The 16,238-nt window shown below is 75.6% G+C and carries 16 protein-coding genes and 1 pseudogene; 11 read left to right on the top strand and 6 right to left on the bottom strand.

All coding sequences use genetic code 11. From position 1 onward, the window contains the following. The 5 genes and pseudogenes from E1291_RS29260 to E1291_RS29275 all read right to left on the bottom strand — a co-directional run. Window positions 1–755, bottom strand: a pseudogene (locus tag E1291_RS29260) (hypothetical protein); the annotation flags it as partial. Continuing rightward, window positions 746–1,585, bottom strand: a complete 840-nt coding sequence (locus tag E1291_RS29265) for a DUF4253 domain-containing protein (protein WP_131741307.1) — start codon at window positions 1,583–1,585, stop codon at window positions 746–748. The gene E1291_RS29265 and the pseudogene E1291_RS29260, both read right to left, overlap by 10 nt. A gap of 113 nt (window positions 1,586–1,698) precedes the next feature. Beyond that, on the bottom strand, window positions 1,699–1,869 hold the full coding sequence (locus E1291_RS42330) for a hypothetical protein (RefSeq protein WP_165495331.1): 171 nt from the start codon (window positions 1,867–1,869) through the stop codon (window positions 1,699–1,701). Between the two features lie 17 nt (window positions 1,870–1,886). Beyond that, window positions 1,887–4,376: an FtsX-like permease family protein gene (locus tag E1291_RS29270; RefSeq protein ID WP_165495332.1), complete on the bottom strand. Its 2,490-nt coding sequence runs from the start codon at window positions 4,374–4,376 to the stop codon at window positions 1,887–1,889. After that, on the bottom strand, window positions 4,373–5,104 hold the full coding sequence (locus E1291_RS29275) for an ABC transporter ATP-binding protein (RefSeq protein ID WP_207401002.1): 732 nt from the start codon (window positions 5,102–5,104) through the stop codon (window positions 4,373–4,375). The genes E1291_RS29270 and E1291_RS29275 overlap by 4 nt, the downstream gene beginning before the upstream one ends. Window positions 5,105–5,278: 174 nt before the next feature. Between E1291_RS29275 and E1291_RS29280 the strand changes: the two genes are divergently transcribed. The 3 genes from E1291_RS29280 (at window position 5,279) to E1291_RS29290 (ending at window position 8,125) form a co-directional block, all read left to right on the top strand. Further along, on the top strand, window positions 5,279–6,484 hold the full coding sequence (locus E1291_RS29280; protein WP_242614445.1) for a sensor histidine kinase: 1,206 nt from the start codon (window positions 5,279–5,281) through the stop codon (window positions 6,482–6,484). Then, entirely contained in the window at window positions 6,472–7,110 is a 639-nt protein-coding gene (locus E1291_RS29285; protein WP_131741309.1) for a LuxR C-terminal-related transcriptional regulator, read from the top strand. Before E1291_RS29280 ends, E1291_RS29285 begins: the two co-directional genes overlap by 13 nt. A 136-nt stretch (window positions 7,111–7,246) precedes the next feature. Beyond that, a complete protein-coding gene (locus E1291_RS29290; RefSeq protein ID WP_242614446.1) occupies window positions 7,247–8,125 on the top strand; it encodes an alpha/beta hydrolase in 879 nt (292 codons plus the stop codon). A gap of 57 nt (window positions 8,126–8,182) precedes the next feature. Here E1291_RS29290 and E1291_RS29295 read toward each other — a convergent pair whose 3' ends face one another. Further along, complete coding sequence (locus E1291_RS29295) at window positions 8,183–9,133, bottom strand: LysR family transcriptional regulator (protein WP_131741310.1); 951 nt, start codon at window positions 9,131–9,133, stop codon at window positions 8,183–8,185. 137 nt (window positions 9,134–9,270) lie between these two features. Here E1291_RS29295 and E1291_RS29300 point away from each other — a divergent pair, with 137 nt between their 5' ends. The 8 genes from E1291_RS29300 (at window position 9,271) to E1291_RS29335 (ending at window position 16,134) form a co-directional block, all read left to right on the top strand. Next, the gene (locus E1291_RS29300) at window positions 9,271–10,707 is read left to right on the top strand and encodes a 2-hydroxymuconic semialdehyde dehydrogenase (RefSeq protein ID WP_131741311.1); all 1,437 of its coding nucleotides are present in this window, start codon (window positions 9,271–9,273) and stop codon (window positions 10,705–10,707) included. A gap of 10 nt (window positions 10,708–10,717) precedes the next feature. Next, on the top strand, window positions 10,718–11,527 hold the full coding sequence (locus E1291_RS29305) for a 2-keto-4-pentenoate hydratase (protein WP_131741312.1): 810 nt from the start codon (window positions 10,718–10,720) through the stop codon (window positions 11,525–11,527). Continuing rightward, entirely contained in the window at window positions 11,524–12,270 is a 747-nt protein-coding gene (locus E1291_RS29310; RefSeq protein ID WP_131741313.1) for a 2-keto-4-pentenoate hydratase, read from the top strand. The genes E1291_RS29305 and E1291_RS29310 overlap by 4 nt, the downstream gene beginning before the upstream one ends. After that, window positions 12,270–12,713 (top strand): RidA family protein, encoded by a 444-nt coding sequence (locus E1291_RS29315; protein ID WP_131741314.1) that lies wholly within the window; start codon window positions 12,270–12,272, stop codon window positions 12,711–12,713. Before E1291_RS29310 ends, E1291_RS29315 begins: the two co-directional genes overlap by 1 nt. Continuing rightward, window positions 12,710–13,282: a 3-hydroxyanthranilate 3,4-dioxygenase gene (locus E1291_RS29320; RefSeq protein ID WP_131741315.1), complete on the top strand. Its 573-nt coding sequence runs from the start codon at window positions 12,710–12,712 to the stop codon at window positions 13,280–13,282. The genes E1291_RS29315 and E1291_RS29320 overlap by 4 nt, the downstream gene beginning before the upstream one ends. Window positions 13,283–13,304: 22 nt before the next feature. Beyond that, window positions 13,305–14,384, top strand: coding sequence for an amidohydrolase family protein (locus E1291_RS29325; RefSeq protein ID WP_131741316.1), 1,080 nt, complete (start codon window positions 13,305–13,307; stop codon window positions 14,382–14,384). Next, window positions 14,381–15,661 (top strand): kynureninase, encoded by a 1,281-nt coding sequence (gene kynU, locus E1291_RS29330; RefSeq protein ID WP_131741317.1) that lies wholly within the window; start codon window positions 14,381–14,383, stop codon window positions 15,659–15,661. The genes E1291_RS29325 and kynU overlap by 4 nt, the downstream gene beginning before the upstream one ends. 269 nt (window positions 15,662–15,930) lie before the next feature. Continuing rightward, complete coding sequence (locus E1291_RS29335; RefSeq protein WP_067468803.1) at window positions 15,931–16,134, top strand: cold-shock protein; 204 nt, start codon at window positions 15,931–15,933, stop codon at window positions 16,132–16,134. The last annotated feature ends 104 nt before the right edge of the window (window positions 16,135–16,238 follow it).

Consider the following 16,238-nt stretch of genomic DNA (forward strand, 5'->3'; position numbering starts at 1 on the left):
CGCTCCGGCGCGGCGGGCGGCGTCAGCGCCGCCACCTTGGTGCCGCGCGGCAGGAGCGTCCGCAGCCGCCGGGCGAGCGCCCCGGCGTCGGCCTTCGGGGCGCTGAGGACCAGCCCGTTCCCGGCCGGCAGGCCCAGCGCGCGGGCCTGGGCGTGCGACACGACCGCGTCCACGTCGCCGATGCCCATCGACGCGTACGCTCCGACGCGCAGCCGCCCCGGACGCGCCGCGGCGCCCGCCGGGACGACCTCCCCGAGCGGGAGCGAGCCGTCCCGCCCAAGGCCGAACGAGACGGCGAGGCCGCCGGTCGCGACCGTCCGCCAGAGCGGGTCGGACTCGGCCGTCCCCCGCGGGGCGAACGCGCGGAACGCCGACGGGTCCACGCCGAGCAGCCCGATCCGCCGCCCGCCGACCCGCGTGCGGGCCGCGTCCACGACCGTGACCCCCTCGACGCCTCGCAGCCGCCGCGCGCGCTCGACGGCCGCGGGCGGCAGCGTCGACGTCCCCGCGACGAGCAGGTGCGGGGTGTGGCGGCGGGTCAGCGGCGCGACGACCGGCGGGGCGGGCGCCGCGTCCCGCGGCACCGACACCAGGTTCCCGGTCCCGGGCGGGTCGCTCAGGGAGGAGCCGCGCCGGGCCGGGGCCCCGTCGAGGCGGCCCGACGCGACCAGCGCGACGTCGGCGGCCAGGGTGAGGGCCAGCGCCGCCGCCGTGACCGCGGCGAGCGTCCGTCCCGTCCCGGCGCTCAGTCCCACCAGAACGACCACCAGGTCTTGCCGCGGATCTCCTCCGCGTAGCCCGCGAGGTTGCCCGGTCCCTGGAACAGGATGTCGGGGCAGAACGCCCAGTGCTCGGCGGCGACGTGCACCGCGTGCCGGGTCGTCACGGGCGGCGCGGCGACGCTGAGCTCCAGGGTGTTGAAGCCGAGGCTGACGACCCGGGCGCCGAAGCGCTCCTCCCAGCTCCGCACGACCGCCGCGAGGGGCGCCGTCCACTCGTTGTGGTGGAGGGCGCCCTGCCAGCCGACGGCGGCGAGGGCGTCGGCGCCACGGTCGACCGCCACCAGCCCGAGCGACATCCCGCGCGCGCCGAGCGTGCGGGCGTGCCGGTCGGCCAGCGCGTCGGGGTCGTCGAGCGGCGTGCCCGGCGGCGCGGGCCCGGGGCAGTGCCGCCCGAACGGGGCGAGGTCGTCGTGGTCCTCGTCGGCCGCCTGCTCCGCCCAGTCGGCCCATACCTCGGACATGAAGGCGTGGGGCGCGTAGTTGCCGACCTCCGACACCGGCTCGGGGGCGATCTGCCCGGCGGCCCAGGGCTGGTCGGTCTCGTCCAGCAGCAGCGGCCACAGGCCCGACCGGGGATGGTCGGCCCGCAGCCGCGCCCACAGCTCCCCGCGGACGGGCTCGTCGCTGAGCCAGAACGCGGGCCGCAGCAGCAGCTGTCGCTGTGGGAAGCCCGGGTCGGGCCACACGACGTCGCCTTCGGGCAGGGGCACCGACAGCGTTCGCCCGGCGGTGTCGTCCACATCGCCGGGGAACAGCTGCGGCAGGGTGCCCGGCAGGTGCCGCCGGACCTCGAGGTCATCCATTTCACGCCGTTCCGGTACACATCATGCCAACGGGATCTTGGCACTCCGAGATGGTAACGGCGCGGGCCGCCGCCCGTGGGCCGAGCGCCCTCTTCGGTCACCCTGCGCGCGGGTCAGCGTACGCTGCGGCGGCCCCGGAGGAGATAGTCGATCACCACGGCGATGACGCCCAGCCCGGCGACCGCGCTGACCACGATCTCGAGCCAGCCGGTCAGGACGTTGTTGGCGACGACGTTGACGGTGAGCAGCACGCCGAACAGGATCCAGCGGACGGTGTTGTCCATCGGTGGGGTTCCGCCTTTCAGGAGATGGTCGGAGGGACGCGCCGGCGCAGCATGGCCCGCGCCGGCAGGATCATCGCGGCGGCGCCCGAGCCGGCCACGCCGGTCAGGACCGCCGCCGCGGCGAACGGGGAGAGCGAGGGCAGCGGGAGCCCGGTGACCGCCGTCGCCAGCGCCGGCAGCGTCACCGCGGGGATGAGGCATCCCACCGCGACGCCGGTGCCGAGCACGATGACGGCCTCGAGCCGCAGGGCCCGCAGCACCTGCCGCCGGGTCGCGCCGACGAGCCGCAGCAGCGCGAACTCGCGCCGCCGCGCCGCGGTCGCCAGCGCCAGCGTAGTGACCAGGCCGATGACGACGAACCCGCCGATCGCCGCGACGATCACCAGGCTGACGAAGCCCTGGAGCCGCAGCCGCTCGGAGAAGCGGGCACCGAACGCCTCCGGGGTGATGGCGCGGGCGCCGCCGTAGGCGGCCGTGACCGGACGCAGGTCGGCCTTCCCGCGGACCAGGACGTGATCGTCCAGGGTCGTCGCGGAGTGCGCGGCGACCAGGTCGTGGGGGAGCAGCACGTCGCCGACGCCGAGGCCGCGCTCGTAGACCGCGGCCACCCGGGCCTTGATCCGGGTCCCGTCGCCGAGCCACAGCGCCGCCGTCGAGCCGACGCGCTGCCCCTCCGCCACGTCCCGGCTCAGCGCGACGGCGATGCCGCGCAGGTCGCCGAGCCGGCCGGAGGTCACCTTCGGGTCGAGGGTGGCCTCGGCTCCCGCGCCGACGCCCTTGGCGCTCAGCGATGTGAGGTTCCGCTCGCCCAGCTCCCGCACCGCCATGACGACGGTCGTGCTCTTGACCGGGGTGGCGGCGGTGACGCCGGGCACCGCGCGGGCCGCGTCGGCGGCGCCGCGGGGCAGCCCGGGACCGGCCGACACCAGCACCTGGTCGGCGCGGACGGCGGCGGCCGCCTGCTCCCGCGTCGCGTGCTCCACGGTGGACTGCGCGGACAGCTGGGTGAGGGCGAACGCCACGGCCAGCGCGACCGGCGTGATGATCGAACCCGCCCGCAGCGCGGCGGCACCGCTCGCGTGCACGGCGAGCCGCCCGGCCACCGGCGAGGCGGACCGGACCGCCCCGCCGATCAGCCGCGTCCCGAACCGGGCCAGCAGCGGCCCGAGCAGGGCGGTCGCGACGATCAGCGCGACGACCAGCCCGCCGACCGAGGCGGCCGCGGCGGGCCCGGTCGTGGCGGCCGACACCCCGAGCGCGTTCAGCCCGAGGACGAGGAACACCACCCCGGTGGCCAGCCGCCAGCGGGGCAGCCGCGCGGGCTCGAGGGCGGCCTCGCCCAGGGCCTGCGCCGGGTGGATCCGGGAGATGCGGACCGAGGCCGCCAGCGCGGTCAGCACGGCGCCCGCCAGGGCCACTCCGAACGCGGCCAGCACGGGCAGCGGGCTCAGCGACAGCCCGAAGCCGCGCGGCAGCACGCCCTTGTGCGTCATCGCGGCGTGCATCGCCGCGCCCAGCCCGAGCGAGGCGACGCCGCCGAGGAGCGCGGCGGGCAGCCCGGCGCGCAGCGTCTCGCGGACCAACTGCCCGCGGACCTGCCACGGCGTCGCCCCGATCGCCCGCAGCAGGGCCAGCTCGCGGGACCGCTCCCGCACCGACAGCGCGACGAGCCCGCCGACCACCACCAGCGCGATCATCACCGCGACGCTCGCGAACGAGGCGCCGAGCTCGAGGATTTCGGGCCGCGCCGTGGCCACCGCCGGGTCCTCGGCGTCGCCCCGGCCGGAGCCCGTGGCGACCGACAGGCCGGGCGCCGCGGCGCGCAGCGCGGCCCCGTCGACCTTCCCGTCCGCGAGGACGGCGAGGGCGTCGGCGAGGCCGGGGTGCCCGCCGAGCGCCGCCGCCCGCGCGGGGGTGAAGAACGCCGCGGCGGGGCCGGCCGCGACCAGCCCGGTGACGCGGAACGCCAGGGGCGTCCCGTCGGCCTGGAGCCGCACGACGGAGCCCACGCGGGCGCCCGCCGCGCGGCTCAGCGCGACCTCGCCCGGCGCCTGCGGCGCCCGTCCGGCGTCGAGCCGGTAGGGCCGCAGGGCGGCCGAGTCCCAGCCGTGGCCGCCGAGCGTCCGGCCGGTGGAGGTCAGGACGGGGAACGACACGTCCGCGACGACGGCCCGCACGCCCGGGACGGCGCGCAGCCGCGCCGCGGCCGCGACCGGTACCCGGGCCCGCTCGGCCAGCGGGCGGACCTGGTGCTTCGGCTTGCTCCCCAGCCGCTTCACCCGGTCGTCGACGCTCTGCCGGCCGGTGACCACCGCGGCGGCGGCGCCGTAGCGCTCGACCGGCGCGTGCGCCCGCCACGCCGACTCCAGCAGGACGCCGCAGGCGCCCACCAGCATGGCCGCGAACAGCAGCGCGGCGAAGACCCCGGCGAAGGCGCCCTTGCCGCCGCCGAGCCCGCCGCCGAGCCCGCCGCCGAGCCCGCCGCCAGGGCGGCGCGCGCGGCTCACAGCGTCTCCCAGCGGGCCATGACGGCGGCGGCCGTCGGGGCGGTCAGCTCGTCCACGACGCGGCCCCGGCTCAGGAACAGCACCGAGTCGGCCCAGGCGGCGGCCATCGGGTCGTGGGTCACCAGGACGACCGTCTGGCCGGTCAGGTCGGCCGCCTCGCGCAGGAGCCGCAGCACGTCCCGGGCCGTGCGGGGGTCGAGCGCCCCGGTCGGCTCGTCGGCGAACACGACCTCGGGGCGCGTGATCAGCGCGCGGGCGACGGCGGCGCGCTGCTGCTGGCCGCCCGACAGCTCGGCCGGGCGGTGCCGCAGCCGCTCGGCCAGCCCCACCCGGTGGACGACCTCGTTCAGCCAGGCGGGGTCGGCCTCCCGGCCGCCGAGCCGCAGCGGGAGCGTGATGTTCTGCTCCACGTCCATGGACGGGACCAGGTTGAAGGACTGGAAGACGAACCCGATCCGCTCGCGCCGCAGCCGCGTGCGCGCCGTCTCACCGAGCCGGCCGAGATCCTGCCCGCCGATCCACACGGAGCCGGAGGTGGGCCGGTCCAGCCCGGACGCGCAGTGCAGGAAGGTGCTCTTGCCCGAGCCGGAGGGACCCATGACGGCGGTGAAGCCGCCGCGCGGGAACGTCCACGAGACGTCGTCCAGCGCCGTGACCGCACCGTAGGTCTTGGTGATCGACTCCAGGCGCACCGCCACCGCGGTCGCCTCGGCCGTCATCGTGGTCATGATCCCCCTCCGTGAACGTGGTCTCACCTCGACGAAGGTAGGTTCGGGAGGGGGTCGGGCACATGGGCGCGCACTCCCGAACCCGTGGTGTAGCCCGCTACACCACCGGGTGGGGGCCCGCCCTGATGCGCGGTGGTCGCCGGTCGCCTACCGTGAGTCGTCAGGGGGGACGAATTGATCAGGACATCGGTTCTGCGCAGCGCGGAGGCGACCCGCTACCTGGCCGAGGGGCTGCGCACGGTCCTGCCCGCCCTGCTCGGGCTGGTGCTGCTGATCCCCGGGCTCATCGTGATGGCGCTGTTCCCGGACGCGGTGAGGCCGCTGCGCGCGCTCGCCGACGCCGAACGGCGGCGGGCCGGGCGGCGTCTCGGCCGGGAGATCCCCGCGCCCTACCAGGGGCCGGACCGCCCGGGGAAGGGGCATCCGCGAGACCGCCCGTCGGTGCTGTGGCGCGACATCGGCTGGATGGTGCTGCACGGTGTGCTCGGGATCGAGGCCGCCGTGATGGCGATCGCGCTGTGGCCGACGATCCCGTTCACCCTCTCCCTGCCGTTGTGGTGGTGGGCGGCGCCCGAGGGGTCCCAGTCGGCGTTCGTCACGCTCGACGGCTGGCCCAAGGCGCTGACGCTGCCGTTCCTGCAGGGGGGCCTGGACCTGTTCCTGCTGCTGTGGCTGGTGCCGCGGCTCGCCCGCTGGCAGGCGCTGCTGGCCGAGGCGCTGCTGCGGCCGACCCGCCGCTCCAGCCTGACCGAGCGGGTCGAGCGGCTCGCCGAGACGCGGGCCGAGGCGGTCGAGGCGCACGGCGCCGAGCTGCGCCGCATCGAGCGGGACCTGCACGACGGCACGCAGGCCCAGCTCGTCGCGGTCGCGCTGCGGCTGGGCCTGGCCGACCGGCGCTTCGACGCGGACCCGGACGCGGCCCGGAGCCTGTTCCTGGAGGCCAGGGAGGGCGTCGAGGAGGCCCTCACCCAGTTGCGGACGGTGATCCGCGGGATCTACCCGCCGATCCTGTCCGACCGGGGCCTGGCCGGGGCGCTGCGCGCGCTCGCCGCCGGGCAGCCGATCCCCGTCGAGATGGACCTGACCGGCGACCGGGTCCCCGCCGCGGTCGAGGCCGCCGCCTACTTCGTCGTCGCCGAGGCCCTCACCAACATCGCCAAGCACAGCGGCGCGGGCCACGCGTGGGTCGCCGTCCGCCGCGACGGGGCGCGGCTGCGCGTCGCGGTGCGCGATGATGGCAAGGGCGGAGCCGACCCGGGCCGCGGCAGCGGGCTGGCGGGGATCCGCCGCCGGGTGGCCGCGCTCGACGGGACCACCCGGATCGACAGCCCCGACGGGGGAGGGACGACGCTCGAGGTGGACCTGCCGTGCGGATCGTGATCGCCGAGGACAACGTGCTGCTGCGGGAGGGGCTGGTCCTGCTGCTGACCTCGGACGGGCACGAGGTCGTCGCCGTCGCCGGCAGCGGTCCCGAGGTCCTGCCCGCGCTGCTGGAGCACCGCCCGGACGTCGCCGTCCTGGACGTCCGGCTCCCGCCCGGGTTCCGGGACGAGGGGCTGCGCGCCGCCGTCGAGGCCCGCAAGCGGCTCCCCGGGCTGCCCCTGCTGGTGCTGTCGCAGTACGTCGAGGAGACCTACGCCGCCGAGCTGCTGGCCGGCGGCGCGCAGGGCATCGGCTACCTGCTGAAGGACCGGGTCGGCCGCGTCGACGAGTTCCTGGAGGCGCTCTCCCGCGTCGCCGAGGGCGGCACCGCGCTCGACCCCGAGGTGGTGTCGGAGCTCATGAGCTCCCGCCGCGACCCGCTGGAGACGCTCACGCCGCGCGAGCGCGAGGTGCTCGGCCTCATGGCGCAGGGGCTCGACAACACCACCATCGCGGGGACGCTGGTCATCACCGAGCGGTCGGTCAGCAAGCACATCGGCGCCGTGTTCGCCAAGCTCGGCCTCCCGCCGAGCGACAGCGGCCACCGCCGCGTCCTCGCCGTCCTCGCCTACCTCAACTCCTGACGGCGGACGGCCGGGGCCCGCAGCGGAGGGGTATGGCGCGGCGGGGCATAGCGCGATGGTCATAGCGGGCGGCCGGAACGGTATTGGATCACTCCCGCGCCCGGCGGGAGGCTGGGAGTGACCGGGAGGGGCGCGCGTGGAGACCATCGACCTGAACGACTGGCCGGGCCGGGAGCTGAGCGACGAGGACCTGGACCTCGCCTACAACGTGCGGCGCAAGGCCGGGCCCGAGCTGTTCGAACGGCACATGGCGCGGTACCGGGCCGAGTCGGAGCGGGCCGTGGCCGGGCTCCCCGGGCACCCCGGCCTCGTCTACGACGAGGCGAGCGGTGAGCGTCTGGACGTGTGGGGCGTCGAGGAGGGGCGGCCGCGCCCGGCCTTCGTGTTCCTCCACGGCGGCTACTGGGCGGCGCTGTCGCGGGCCGACTCGGCGTTCATGGCGCGGACGCTGCACGAGCAGGGCGTCGCGACCGTCGTGCCGGACTACACCCTCGCCCCGGCGGCCACCCTTGAGGAGATCGTCCGGCAGGTGCGAGCCGTGGTCGCGTGGGTGCACAGGCACGGCCGGGCGCACGGTCTGGACCCGGACCGCATCGTCGTCGGCGGCAGTTCGGCGGGCGGCCATCTGACCGGGATGACCATGGTCGGGGGCTGGCAGGAGCCGCTCGGCCTGCCCGGGGACGTGGTCAAGGCGGCGATGCCGTTCAGCGGGCTGTTCGACATCCGCCCGCTGACCCGCGTCTACGTCAACCGGTGGGTGCGGCTCGACGTGCCGCGCGCGGCGGCCCTCAGCCCCGCGCTGCTGCCCGCGCCCCGCCGCTGCCCCGCCGTGGTCGCGGTGGCCGAGCACGACGGTGCGGGCTTCCTGACGCAGACGCGGCTGTTCCGGGCGCACTGGGGCGCCGGCGAGCCGATGATCGTGCCGGACCGCGACCACTTCGACGTCGTGCTCGATCTGGCCGACGCGGACTCGGCCGTCTGCCGGGCCCTGCTGGGCCTGATCCACGCGATCTGACCCGGGCCGGAGGACGCGGTCCGATCCCGTGACCCGGGCCGGGGGTAGGGGACCCGGTCAGCCCGCCGCCCCGGCCTCGGCCGGCGCGCTGATCGCCGCGGCCTCCCGGCACAGGTGATCGAGCATCAGCCGGGCCGACGGGGTCGGCGGGCGCTGCGCGGGCAGCGTGACGCCGACCTGCCGCCGGACGGACTCCAGCGGCACCGGCAGCGGCGCGATGTCGCCGTCGGTCCGGGCCACCAGGTCGGGCAGCGCGGCGATCATGTCGGTGTCGCGGACGAGCGTGCGGACGGTCAGCACGGAGGTGCACTCCACGAGGTTCGCGGGCGGCGCGAGGCCCTCCGCGCGGAACACCTGCTCCAGCTCGGTGCGCAGCGCGGTCTGCCGTGGCGGCAGGACCCACGGGTAGCCGAGCAGGTCGGCCAGGGCGAGGCCGGGGCGGCCGCGGGCCGGGTGGCCGCGGCGGGCGACCAGCCGGACCGGCTCGCCGTAGAGGGTGATCTGGCGGAGCCCCGACAGGTCGCCGATCGGGTTGAGGCGGCCGAGGATCAGGTCGATCTCGCCGTCCAGCAGCAGGGGCACCTGCGCGTCGAAGGTGGCCTCCCGCACGGTGACGGTGATCCCCGGACGGGCGGCCTTCAGGGCGGCGATGGCCCGCGGGAGCAGCACGTTCGAGCCGGCCAGCAGCGTGCCGATGGTGACCGTGCCGACCGCCCCGTCGGCGAGGCCCGTGATCCGCTCGCCGGCGCGGCGCAGCTCGGCCAGCACCGCCCGCGCGTGCTCGACGAACGCGTCCCCGAACATCGTCGGCGTCATGCCGCGCGGGCCGCGGGTGAACAGCTCGACGCCGAGGACGCCCTCGACCTCGCGCAGGCTGCGGGTCGCCGCGGGCTGCGCCAGCCGCAGGTGCTCGGCGGCGCGGAGCACGCTGCCGTGGTCGGCGATCGCGACGACCAGGACCAGGTGACGCAGCTTGAGCCGCCCGTTGAGCAGATCGATCGCGTGCATCGCTGCTTCCCTCTCCCGGGATATCCATCCGGTGATACCAAAATGGAGATTTGGTATTTGCCAGGCATAGCTCGGGGGGCGCATGATCGCAAGTGCCGAGAGGGTCCACCGGGCCCTCCACGTCGCGGAGGAGCGGGATGAAGGCTGAGCACTACGTCGGCGGCGTCTTCCGCTCGGACGGCCCGGCCTTCCCGCTCATCGCCCCGGCCGACGGCTCCGAGGCCGGGTCGGTCCCCGAGGCGACCCGGGAGGTCGTCGACGAAGCCGTGGCGGCCGCCAGGGCCGCCCTCGGCGGCGCGTGGGGCGCGACGGCCGCCGAGGACCGCGCCGCGGCGCTGCGCCGGATCGCCGACGGCGTCGAGGCCCGGTTCGAGGAGTTCGTCGACGCCGAGACCGCCGACACCGGCAAACCCCGCTCGCTGGCGTCGGCCGTCGACGTGCCGCGCGCGATCGGGAACTTCCGCGCCTACGCCGACCTGCTGTACGGGCGGCCCGAGCGCGCGTACACGACGCGGGTGCCCGGCTGGAGCACCGGTGCCGGGGAGGCCCTGAACTACACCGTCCGGCGGCCGCTCGGCGTGGTCGCCGTGATCTCCCCGTGGAACCTTCCGCTGCTGCTGCTCACCTGGAAGGTGGCGCCCGCGCTCGCCGCCGGGAACGCCGTCGTGGCCAAGCCGTCGGAGGAGACGCCCTCGACGGCGACGCTGCTCGCCCGCGTCGTCGCCGAGGCGGGGCTGCCGGCCGGCGCGTTCAACCTGGTGCACGGGCACGGCGCGGGCGCGGCGGGCGAGTTCCTCACCGGGCATCCGGGCGTGGACGCGATCGCCTTCACCGGCGAGTCGGCCACCGGCACCGCGATCATGCGGAACGCCGCCGCTCACGTCACCCCCGTGTCGTTCGAGCTGGGCGGCAAGAACCCGGCGCTGGTCTTCGCCGACGCCGACCTGGACGCGGCCGTCGACGGCACCGTCCGCTCGTCGTTCACCCACTCCGGGCAGATCTGCCTGTGCACCGAGCGGGTCTACGTCGAGCGCCCGGTCTTCGCGGAGTTCGTCGCGGCGCTCGGCGAGCGCGCGCGGGCGCTCGACGGCTACGGGCCCATGATCTCCGCGGCGCACCGCGACAAGGTCCTGTCCTACTACCGGCTCGCCCGCGAGGAGGGCGCCACGGTCGTCGCGGGCGGCGGCGTCCCCGCCTTCGGTGACGACCGTGACGGCGGCTTCTACGTCGAGCCCACCGTGCTCACCGGGCTGCCCGAGAGCGCCCGCACCGTCCGCGAGGAGATCTTCGGACCGGTCTGCCACGTCGCGCCGTTCGACACCGAGGACGAGGCCGTCCGGCTCGCCAACGACAGCCCCTACGGGCTCGCCGCCACCGTCTGGACCCGCGACCTGTCGCGCGCGCACCGGGTGGCGCCGCGCGTCGAGACCGGGATCGTCTGGGTGAACTGCTGGAACCTGCGCGACCTGCGGACGCCGTTCGGCGGTGTCAAAGCGTCGGGGATCGGCCGCGAGGGGGGAGAGTACTCATTGGACTTCTTCTCCGAGCCCGTCAACGTGTGCATCCAGATCTGAGAGCGAGCCAGTGACCGGAACAGACACCGACATCGAGTCCCCGGCCGTCGGGGCGGCGGCCGAGCGCCTGCTGGGCGCGCACGCCTCCGGCGTCCCGTGCGCGCCCGTCCGCGACCTGATCACGTCCGCGGACGCCGCGTACGCGGTACAGGACAGGCTCACCCGGCACTGGCTCGGCCAGGGCCGCCGGGCGGTGGGACGAAAGATCGGCCTGACCTCCCGCGCCGTCCAGGACCAGCTCGGCGTCACCAGCCCCGACTTCGGGATGCTGTTCGCCGACATGGCCGTCCCCGAAGGGGAAGAGATCCCCGCGGGCGCGGTCCTGCAGCCCCGCGCGGAGGCCGAGGTCGCCCTCGTGCTGGAGGACGACCTCGTCCACGAGCGGCACACCGTCGCCGACCTGATCCGCGCCACCGCGTTCGCGCTGCCCGCCATCGAGATCGTCGGCAGCCGGGTCCGCGACTGGGACATCACCCTCGCCGACACCATCGCCGACAACGCCTCCTCGGGCCTGTACGCGCTCGGCACCCGGCCCGTCCCGCTGGGCGCGGTGGACCTGCGGCTGTGCGGGATGGTGCTGGAGCGCCGCGGCGAGCAGCTGTCCACCGGCACCGGCGCCGCCTGCCTCGGCCATCCGCTCTCGGCGGCGCTGTGGCTGGCCGACACGATGGTGCGGGCCGGGCGCCCGCTGCGCGCCGGCGACACCGTGCTGACCGGCGCGCTCGGCCCCGTGGTGCCCGCCGCGCCCGGCGACGTGTTCGAGGCCCGCATCGACGGGCTCGGCGACGTCCGGGTCGCGTTCGCCAAGGAGGAGGCATGAGCGTGGACGTGCGCGCCCTCGCGGCGACACTGGACGAGGCCGCCCGCGACGTCCGGGCGATCCCGCCGCTCACCGGCGCGGCGCCGTTCGACGTGCCCACCGCGTACGCGGTGCAGCGCGCCGTGATCGAACGCCGCAGGCTGCGCGGGGAGCGCCTCGCCGGCGTGAAGATGGGCTTCACCAGCCGCGCGAAGATGGTCCAGATGGGCGTGGACGACGTCATCTGGGGCCTGCTCACCGACGCGATGCTGGCCGGCCCCTCGGTCGACCTCTCCGAGCTCATCCACCCGCGGATCGAGCCGGAGATCGCCTATCTCATCGGCCGGGAGGTCCGCTCGGTCGCGGAGGCGGAGTCCGCGGTCGCCGGGGTCGCGGTCGGCTTCGAGGTGCTCGACTCCCGGTTCCGCGACTTCCGGTTCACCCTCCCCGACGTGATCGCCGACAACGCGTCCGCCGCCCGCTTCGGGTTCGGCGCCTGGCACCCGCCCCGCGACCTGTCCAACGCCGGGCTGCTGCTGGAGATCGACGGCCGGCCCGTGCAGACCGGCTCGTCCGCCGCGATCCTCGGCGACCCCGCGCGGTCGCTGCGCGCCGCGGCCCGGCTCGCCCTCGGCGCCGGGATCACCCTCGAACCGGGCTGGGTCGTGCTCGCGGGCGCCGCGACGGCCGCCGTCCCGCTGCCCAAGGACGCGCACGTCCGGGTGACCGGCGCGGGGCTCGGCTCCGTGGAGGTGACGACCTGATGGACGAGGCGATCCTGGTCCCCGGCAAGGCCCGCCCGCGCGGCCGGTTCCCGCACGTCAAGCGCGCCGGCGACCTGCTGTTCGTGTCCGGGACGAGCTCCCGGCGCCCGGACGGGACGTTCGCCGGCGCGAGCGCGGACCCGATGGGCGTCACCGACCTGGACATCCGCGCGCAGACCCGCGCGGTCATCGAGAACGTCCGCGACCTGCTGGAGGCCGCCGGCGGAGGGCTCGCCGACGTCGTCAACGTCACCGCCTACCTGGTGAGCATGAACGACTTCGGCGGCTACAACGAGGTCTACGGCGAGTACTTCGACGAGACCGGCCCGGCCCGCACCACCGTAGCGGTCCACCAGCTCCCGCACCCGCACCTGCTCATCGAGATCGCGTGCGTGGCCCACGTCCCCGAGGCCCGCGCCGCGGACCAGGAGGCCGCACCATGACCCTTCCGCAGCTCTCGTTCGGACGGCCGTTCAACTTCGCGACGTGGATCGAGGAGCACCGCGACCTGCTCCGCCCGCCGGTCGGCAACGTCCAGGTGTTCGAGGACGCCGGCCTGATCGTCATGGTCGTCGGCGGGCCGAACCGGCGGACCGACTTCCACGACGACCCCACCGAGGAGTTCTTCTACCAGCTCAAGGGCGACATGGTCCTGCGGATCATGGAGGAGGAGGGCCGCCCGCCCGTCGACGTGCGGATCAACGAGGGCGACGTGTTCCTGCTGCCGCCGCACGTGCGGCACTCCCCGCAGCGCCCCGAGGAGGGCTCGATCGGTCTCGTCGTGGAGATCCCCCGGGCCGAGGGGGTACGGGAGGCGTTCGAGTGGTACTGCACCGAGTGCCACCACCTGGTGCACCGCGCGGAGCTTCAGGTCCGCTCGATCGTGGACGACCTGCCGCCGGTCTTCCAGAGCTTCTACGACGGCGACCGCACGTGCCCGTCGTGCGGTGCCGTCCACCCCGGGAAGCTGTGGCCCGAGTCCATGGTCCCGACCACCGCGCCTCGTGAGTGACATGCCCGTGCCGGACACGCCCATGACAGTCGTCGACGTCCACTCCCACGTCTTCCCCCGGTTCACCCGCGCCGAGGGCCGCACGCTCGCCGACGCCGGCGAGCCGTGGCTGCGCGTCGGCCCGGGCGGCGCCGGGATGATGATGAGCGGCGACGACGAGTACCGGCCCGTCGAGGCGGGCCTGTGGGACCCGGCCCGGCGGCTGGCCGACATGGACGCCGGCGGGGTCGGCGTCCAGGCCGTCTCGTCCACCCCGCTGATGTTCGGGTACCTCGCCGAGGCGGGGCGCGCCGCGGACTGGTGCGACCTGGTGAACGAGCGCATCCTGGACTACTGCGCCCACGCGCCGGACCGGCTGCTCCCGCTGTGCCAGGTGCCGCTCCAGGACCCTGATCTCGCCTGCGCCGTCGCGACGCGGGCGGCGGCGGCCGGACACCGCGGCGTGCACATCGGCAACCACGTCGGCGACCGCGACCTCGACGACCCCGGGATCACAGGGTTCCTCGCCCACTGCGCCAGGATCGGGCTGCCCGTCCTGGCGCACCCGTGGGACATGCTCGGCGCCGAGCGGATGCGCGGCCACATGCTGCCGTGGCTGTCGGGCATGCCCGCCGAGACCCAGCTGAGCATCCTCGGGCTGATGCTGTCGGGCGCGTTCGAGCGCATCCCCGCCTCGCTGCGGCTGTGCTTCTGCCACGGCGGCGGCAGCTTCGCGTTCCTGCTCGGCCGGGCCGAAAACGCCTGGCACAACCGCGACATCGTCCGCGCCGATTCGCCGCGCCCGCCGTCGGCCTACATCGACCGTTTCCACGTGGACTCCGCGGTGTTCGACCCGCGCGCGCTCCGCCTGCTCATCGACGTGATGGGCACCGAACGGGTGATGCTCGGCACCGACTACCCGTTCCCGCTCGGTGAGAAGGACCCCGGCGGGACCATCCGCGCCTGCCCGGGACTGGACGACGGCGAGCGCGCGCTGCTGCTCGGCGGCAACGCGATGGCCTTCTTCGCGCCCGCGCCCGCGGCCGCCCCCGCGCCTACGCCTGCCCTGGACTCCGAGACGGTGGGAACCGGACCCGTCTACGCCGAAGGAGGGGCCCCGTGAGCTTCGGGACCGAGACCGAGCCCGAGACCGAGGCGCTGCGTCTCGACGAGACCGACCCGCTGCCCACGCTGCGCGGCGAGTTCCTCGTCCCGCCCGCCCCCGGCGGGACGTATACGGAGGCGGCGTACTTCGCGGGGAACTCCCTCGGCCTCCAGCCCCGCGCCGTGGCCGCGCGGCTCCGCGAGGAACTCGACGACTGGGCCCGGCTGGGCGTGGAGGGCCACACTCTGGCGCGCCGACCGTGGGTGGACTACCACGAGCTGCTCCGCGAGCCCGCCGCCCGCCTCGTCGGCGCGCTGCCGTACGAGGTCGTCGCGATGAACTCGCTGACCGTGAACCTGCATCTGATGATGGCCAGCTTCTACCGGCCCGCCGGGAACCGCACCCGCGTCGTCATCGAGGACTCGGCGTTCCCGTCCGACTCCTACGCGGTCGCGAGCCAGGCCGTCCACCACGGCCTCGACCCGGCCTCGGCCGTCGTGCGGCTCAGGCCGCGCCCCGGCGAGGACAACCTGCGCACCGAGGACGTCCTCGCCTTCCTCGAGCGCGAGGGCGGAAGCGTCGCGCTGCTGCTGCTGGGCGGCGTCAACTACCTCACCGGCCAGCTCATGGACATGCCCGCGATCACCAAGGCGGGCCGCGCGGCGGGCGCCGTCGTCGGCTGGGACCTGGCGCACGCGGCCGGGAACGTTCCGCTGCGCCTGCACGACTGGGACGTGGACTTCGCCGCCTGGTGCACCTACAAGTACCTCAACTCCGGGCCGGGGGCCGTCGCCGGCTGCTTCGTGCACGAGCGGCACGTCCGGGACGCGGCGGTGCCGCGGCTCGCGGGCTGGTGGGGGACCGACCCGGCCGTCCGGTTCCGGATGGACCCGGACATCGCGCCGCCCGCCTCGGCCGACGCCTGGCAGCTGTCCAACCCGCCGATCATGGCCCTGGCCCCGGTGCTGGTCTCGCTGGAGATCTTCGACAGGGTCGGGACCGCCGCGCTGCGCGCCCGGAGCGAGCGGCTCACCGGCTACCTCGCCGGCCGGCTCGCCCCGGTCCGCGGCGCCGAGGTCCTGACCCCGTCCGACCCGGCGGCGCGCGGCGCCCAGCTCTCGCTGCGGGTCGCCGACGCCGGAGCCCTGGTCCGGCGGCTCGCCGCCGGGCACGGCGTGATCGCGGACGCGCGGGAGCCCGACGTCGTCCGGCTGGCGCCCGTTCCGCTGTACAACACCTTCCACGACTGCCACCGCGCGGCCGAGGCCCTCGCCGGCCTTCTGGACGGTCAGTGAGGCCGGGGCGCGCGGCACGCGCGGGGCCCTGACGGAACCATTGCGCGGGTCCGGTGTGTCGGTGCCCACCGGCGCCCTTGATGGGGTAAGTTCGTAGTGTTGCAGGCAGTCAGCAGTCTCGAACGTTTGCTCTATGAAACGCCCGCAGAAGTTCTGGACACGGGCGTTCTCCGTTTCTCCGGGTGCTCCGGCGGACGCGAGATGAGTCCGCATTGCAGCCCCGGTCGTCGCCCGGCGACCGGTGAGGCCTCACCCAGAGGAGAGAGATCATGGCCGAAGGCACCGTCAAGTGGTTCAACGCCGAAAAGGGCTTCGGGTTCATCGCGCCCGACGGCGGCGGCCCCGACGTGTTCGTCCACTACTCGGCGATCACGACCAGCGGCTACCGCAGCCTTGACGAGAACCAGCGCGTCGGGTTCGAGATCACCCAGGGCCAGAAGGGCCCGCAGGCCGAGGGCGTCTACCCGCTCTAGGCCCCGGGCGGCTACCCGCTCCGACGCCCCGGCACCGCTGCGCGGTCGCCGGGGCGTTCGCGTTCCCCGGCGGCGGGCCGCCGCGGCGCCGCGGCGGCGCACGG

It is taken from the genome of Actinomadura roseirufa (assembly GCF_900659635.1).
In the GTDB taxonomy this organism is placed as follows: Bacteria; Actinomycetota; Actinomycetes; order Streptosporangiales; family Streptosporangiaceae; genus Spirillospora; species Spirillospora roseirufa.

Excerpts from the sequence above, each read along its gene's own strand:
- E1291_RS29320 (WP_131741315.1), top strand. The coding sequence starts at position 12,710 with ATGACCCTTCCGCAGCTCTCGTTCGGACGGCCGTTCAACTTCGCGACG.
- E1291_RS29325 (WP_131741316.1), top strand. The coding sequence starts at position 13,305 with ATGACAGTCGTCGACGTCCACTCCCACGTCTTCCCCCGGTTCACCCGC.
- E1291_RS29295 (WP_131741310.1), bottom strand. The coding sequence starts at position 9,133 with ATGCACGCGATCGATCTGCTCAACGGGCGGCTCAAGCTGCGTCACCTG.
- E1291_RS42330 (WP_165495331.1), bottom strand. The coding sequence starts at position 1,869 with ATGGACAACACCGTCCGCTGGATCCTGTTCGGCGTGCTGCTCACCGTC.
- E1291_RS29265 (WP_131741307.1), bottom strand. The coding sequence starts at position 1,585 with ATGGATGACCTCGAGGTCCGGCGGCACCTGCCGGGCACCCTGCCGCAG.
- E1291_RS29300 (WP_131741311.1), top strand. The coding sequence starts at position 9,271 with ATGAAGGCTGAGCACTACGTCGGCGGCGTCTTCCGCTCGGACGGCCCG.
- E1291_RS29310 (WP_131741313.1), top strand. The coding sequence starts at position 11,524 with ATGAGCGTGGACGTGCGCGCCCTCGCGGCGACACTGGACGAGGCCGCC.
- E1291_RS29315 (WP_131741314.1), top strand. The coding sequence starts at position 12,270 with ATGGACGAGGCGATCCTGGTCCCCGGCAAGGCCCGCCCGCGCGGCCGG.
- E1291_RS29335 (WP_067468803.1), top strand. The coding sequence starts at position 15,931 with ATGGCCGAAGGCACCGTCAAGTGGTTCAACGCCGAAAAGGGCTTCGGG.
- E1291_RS29275 (WP_207401002.1), bottom strand. The coding sequence starts at position 5,104 with ATGACCACGATGACGGCCGAGGCGACCGCGGTGGCGGTGCGCCTGGAG.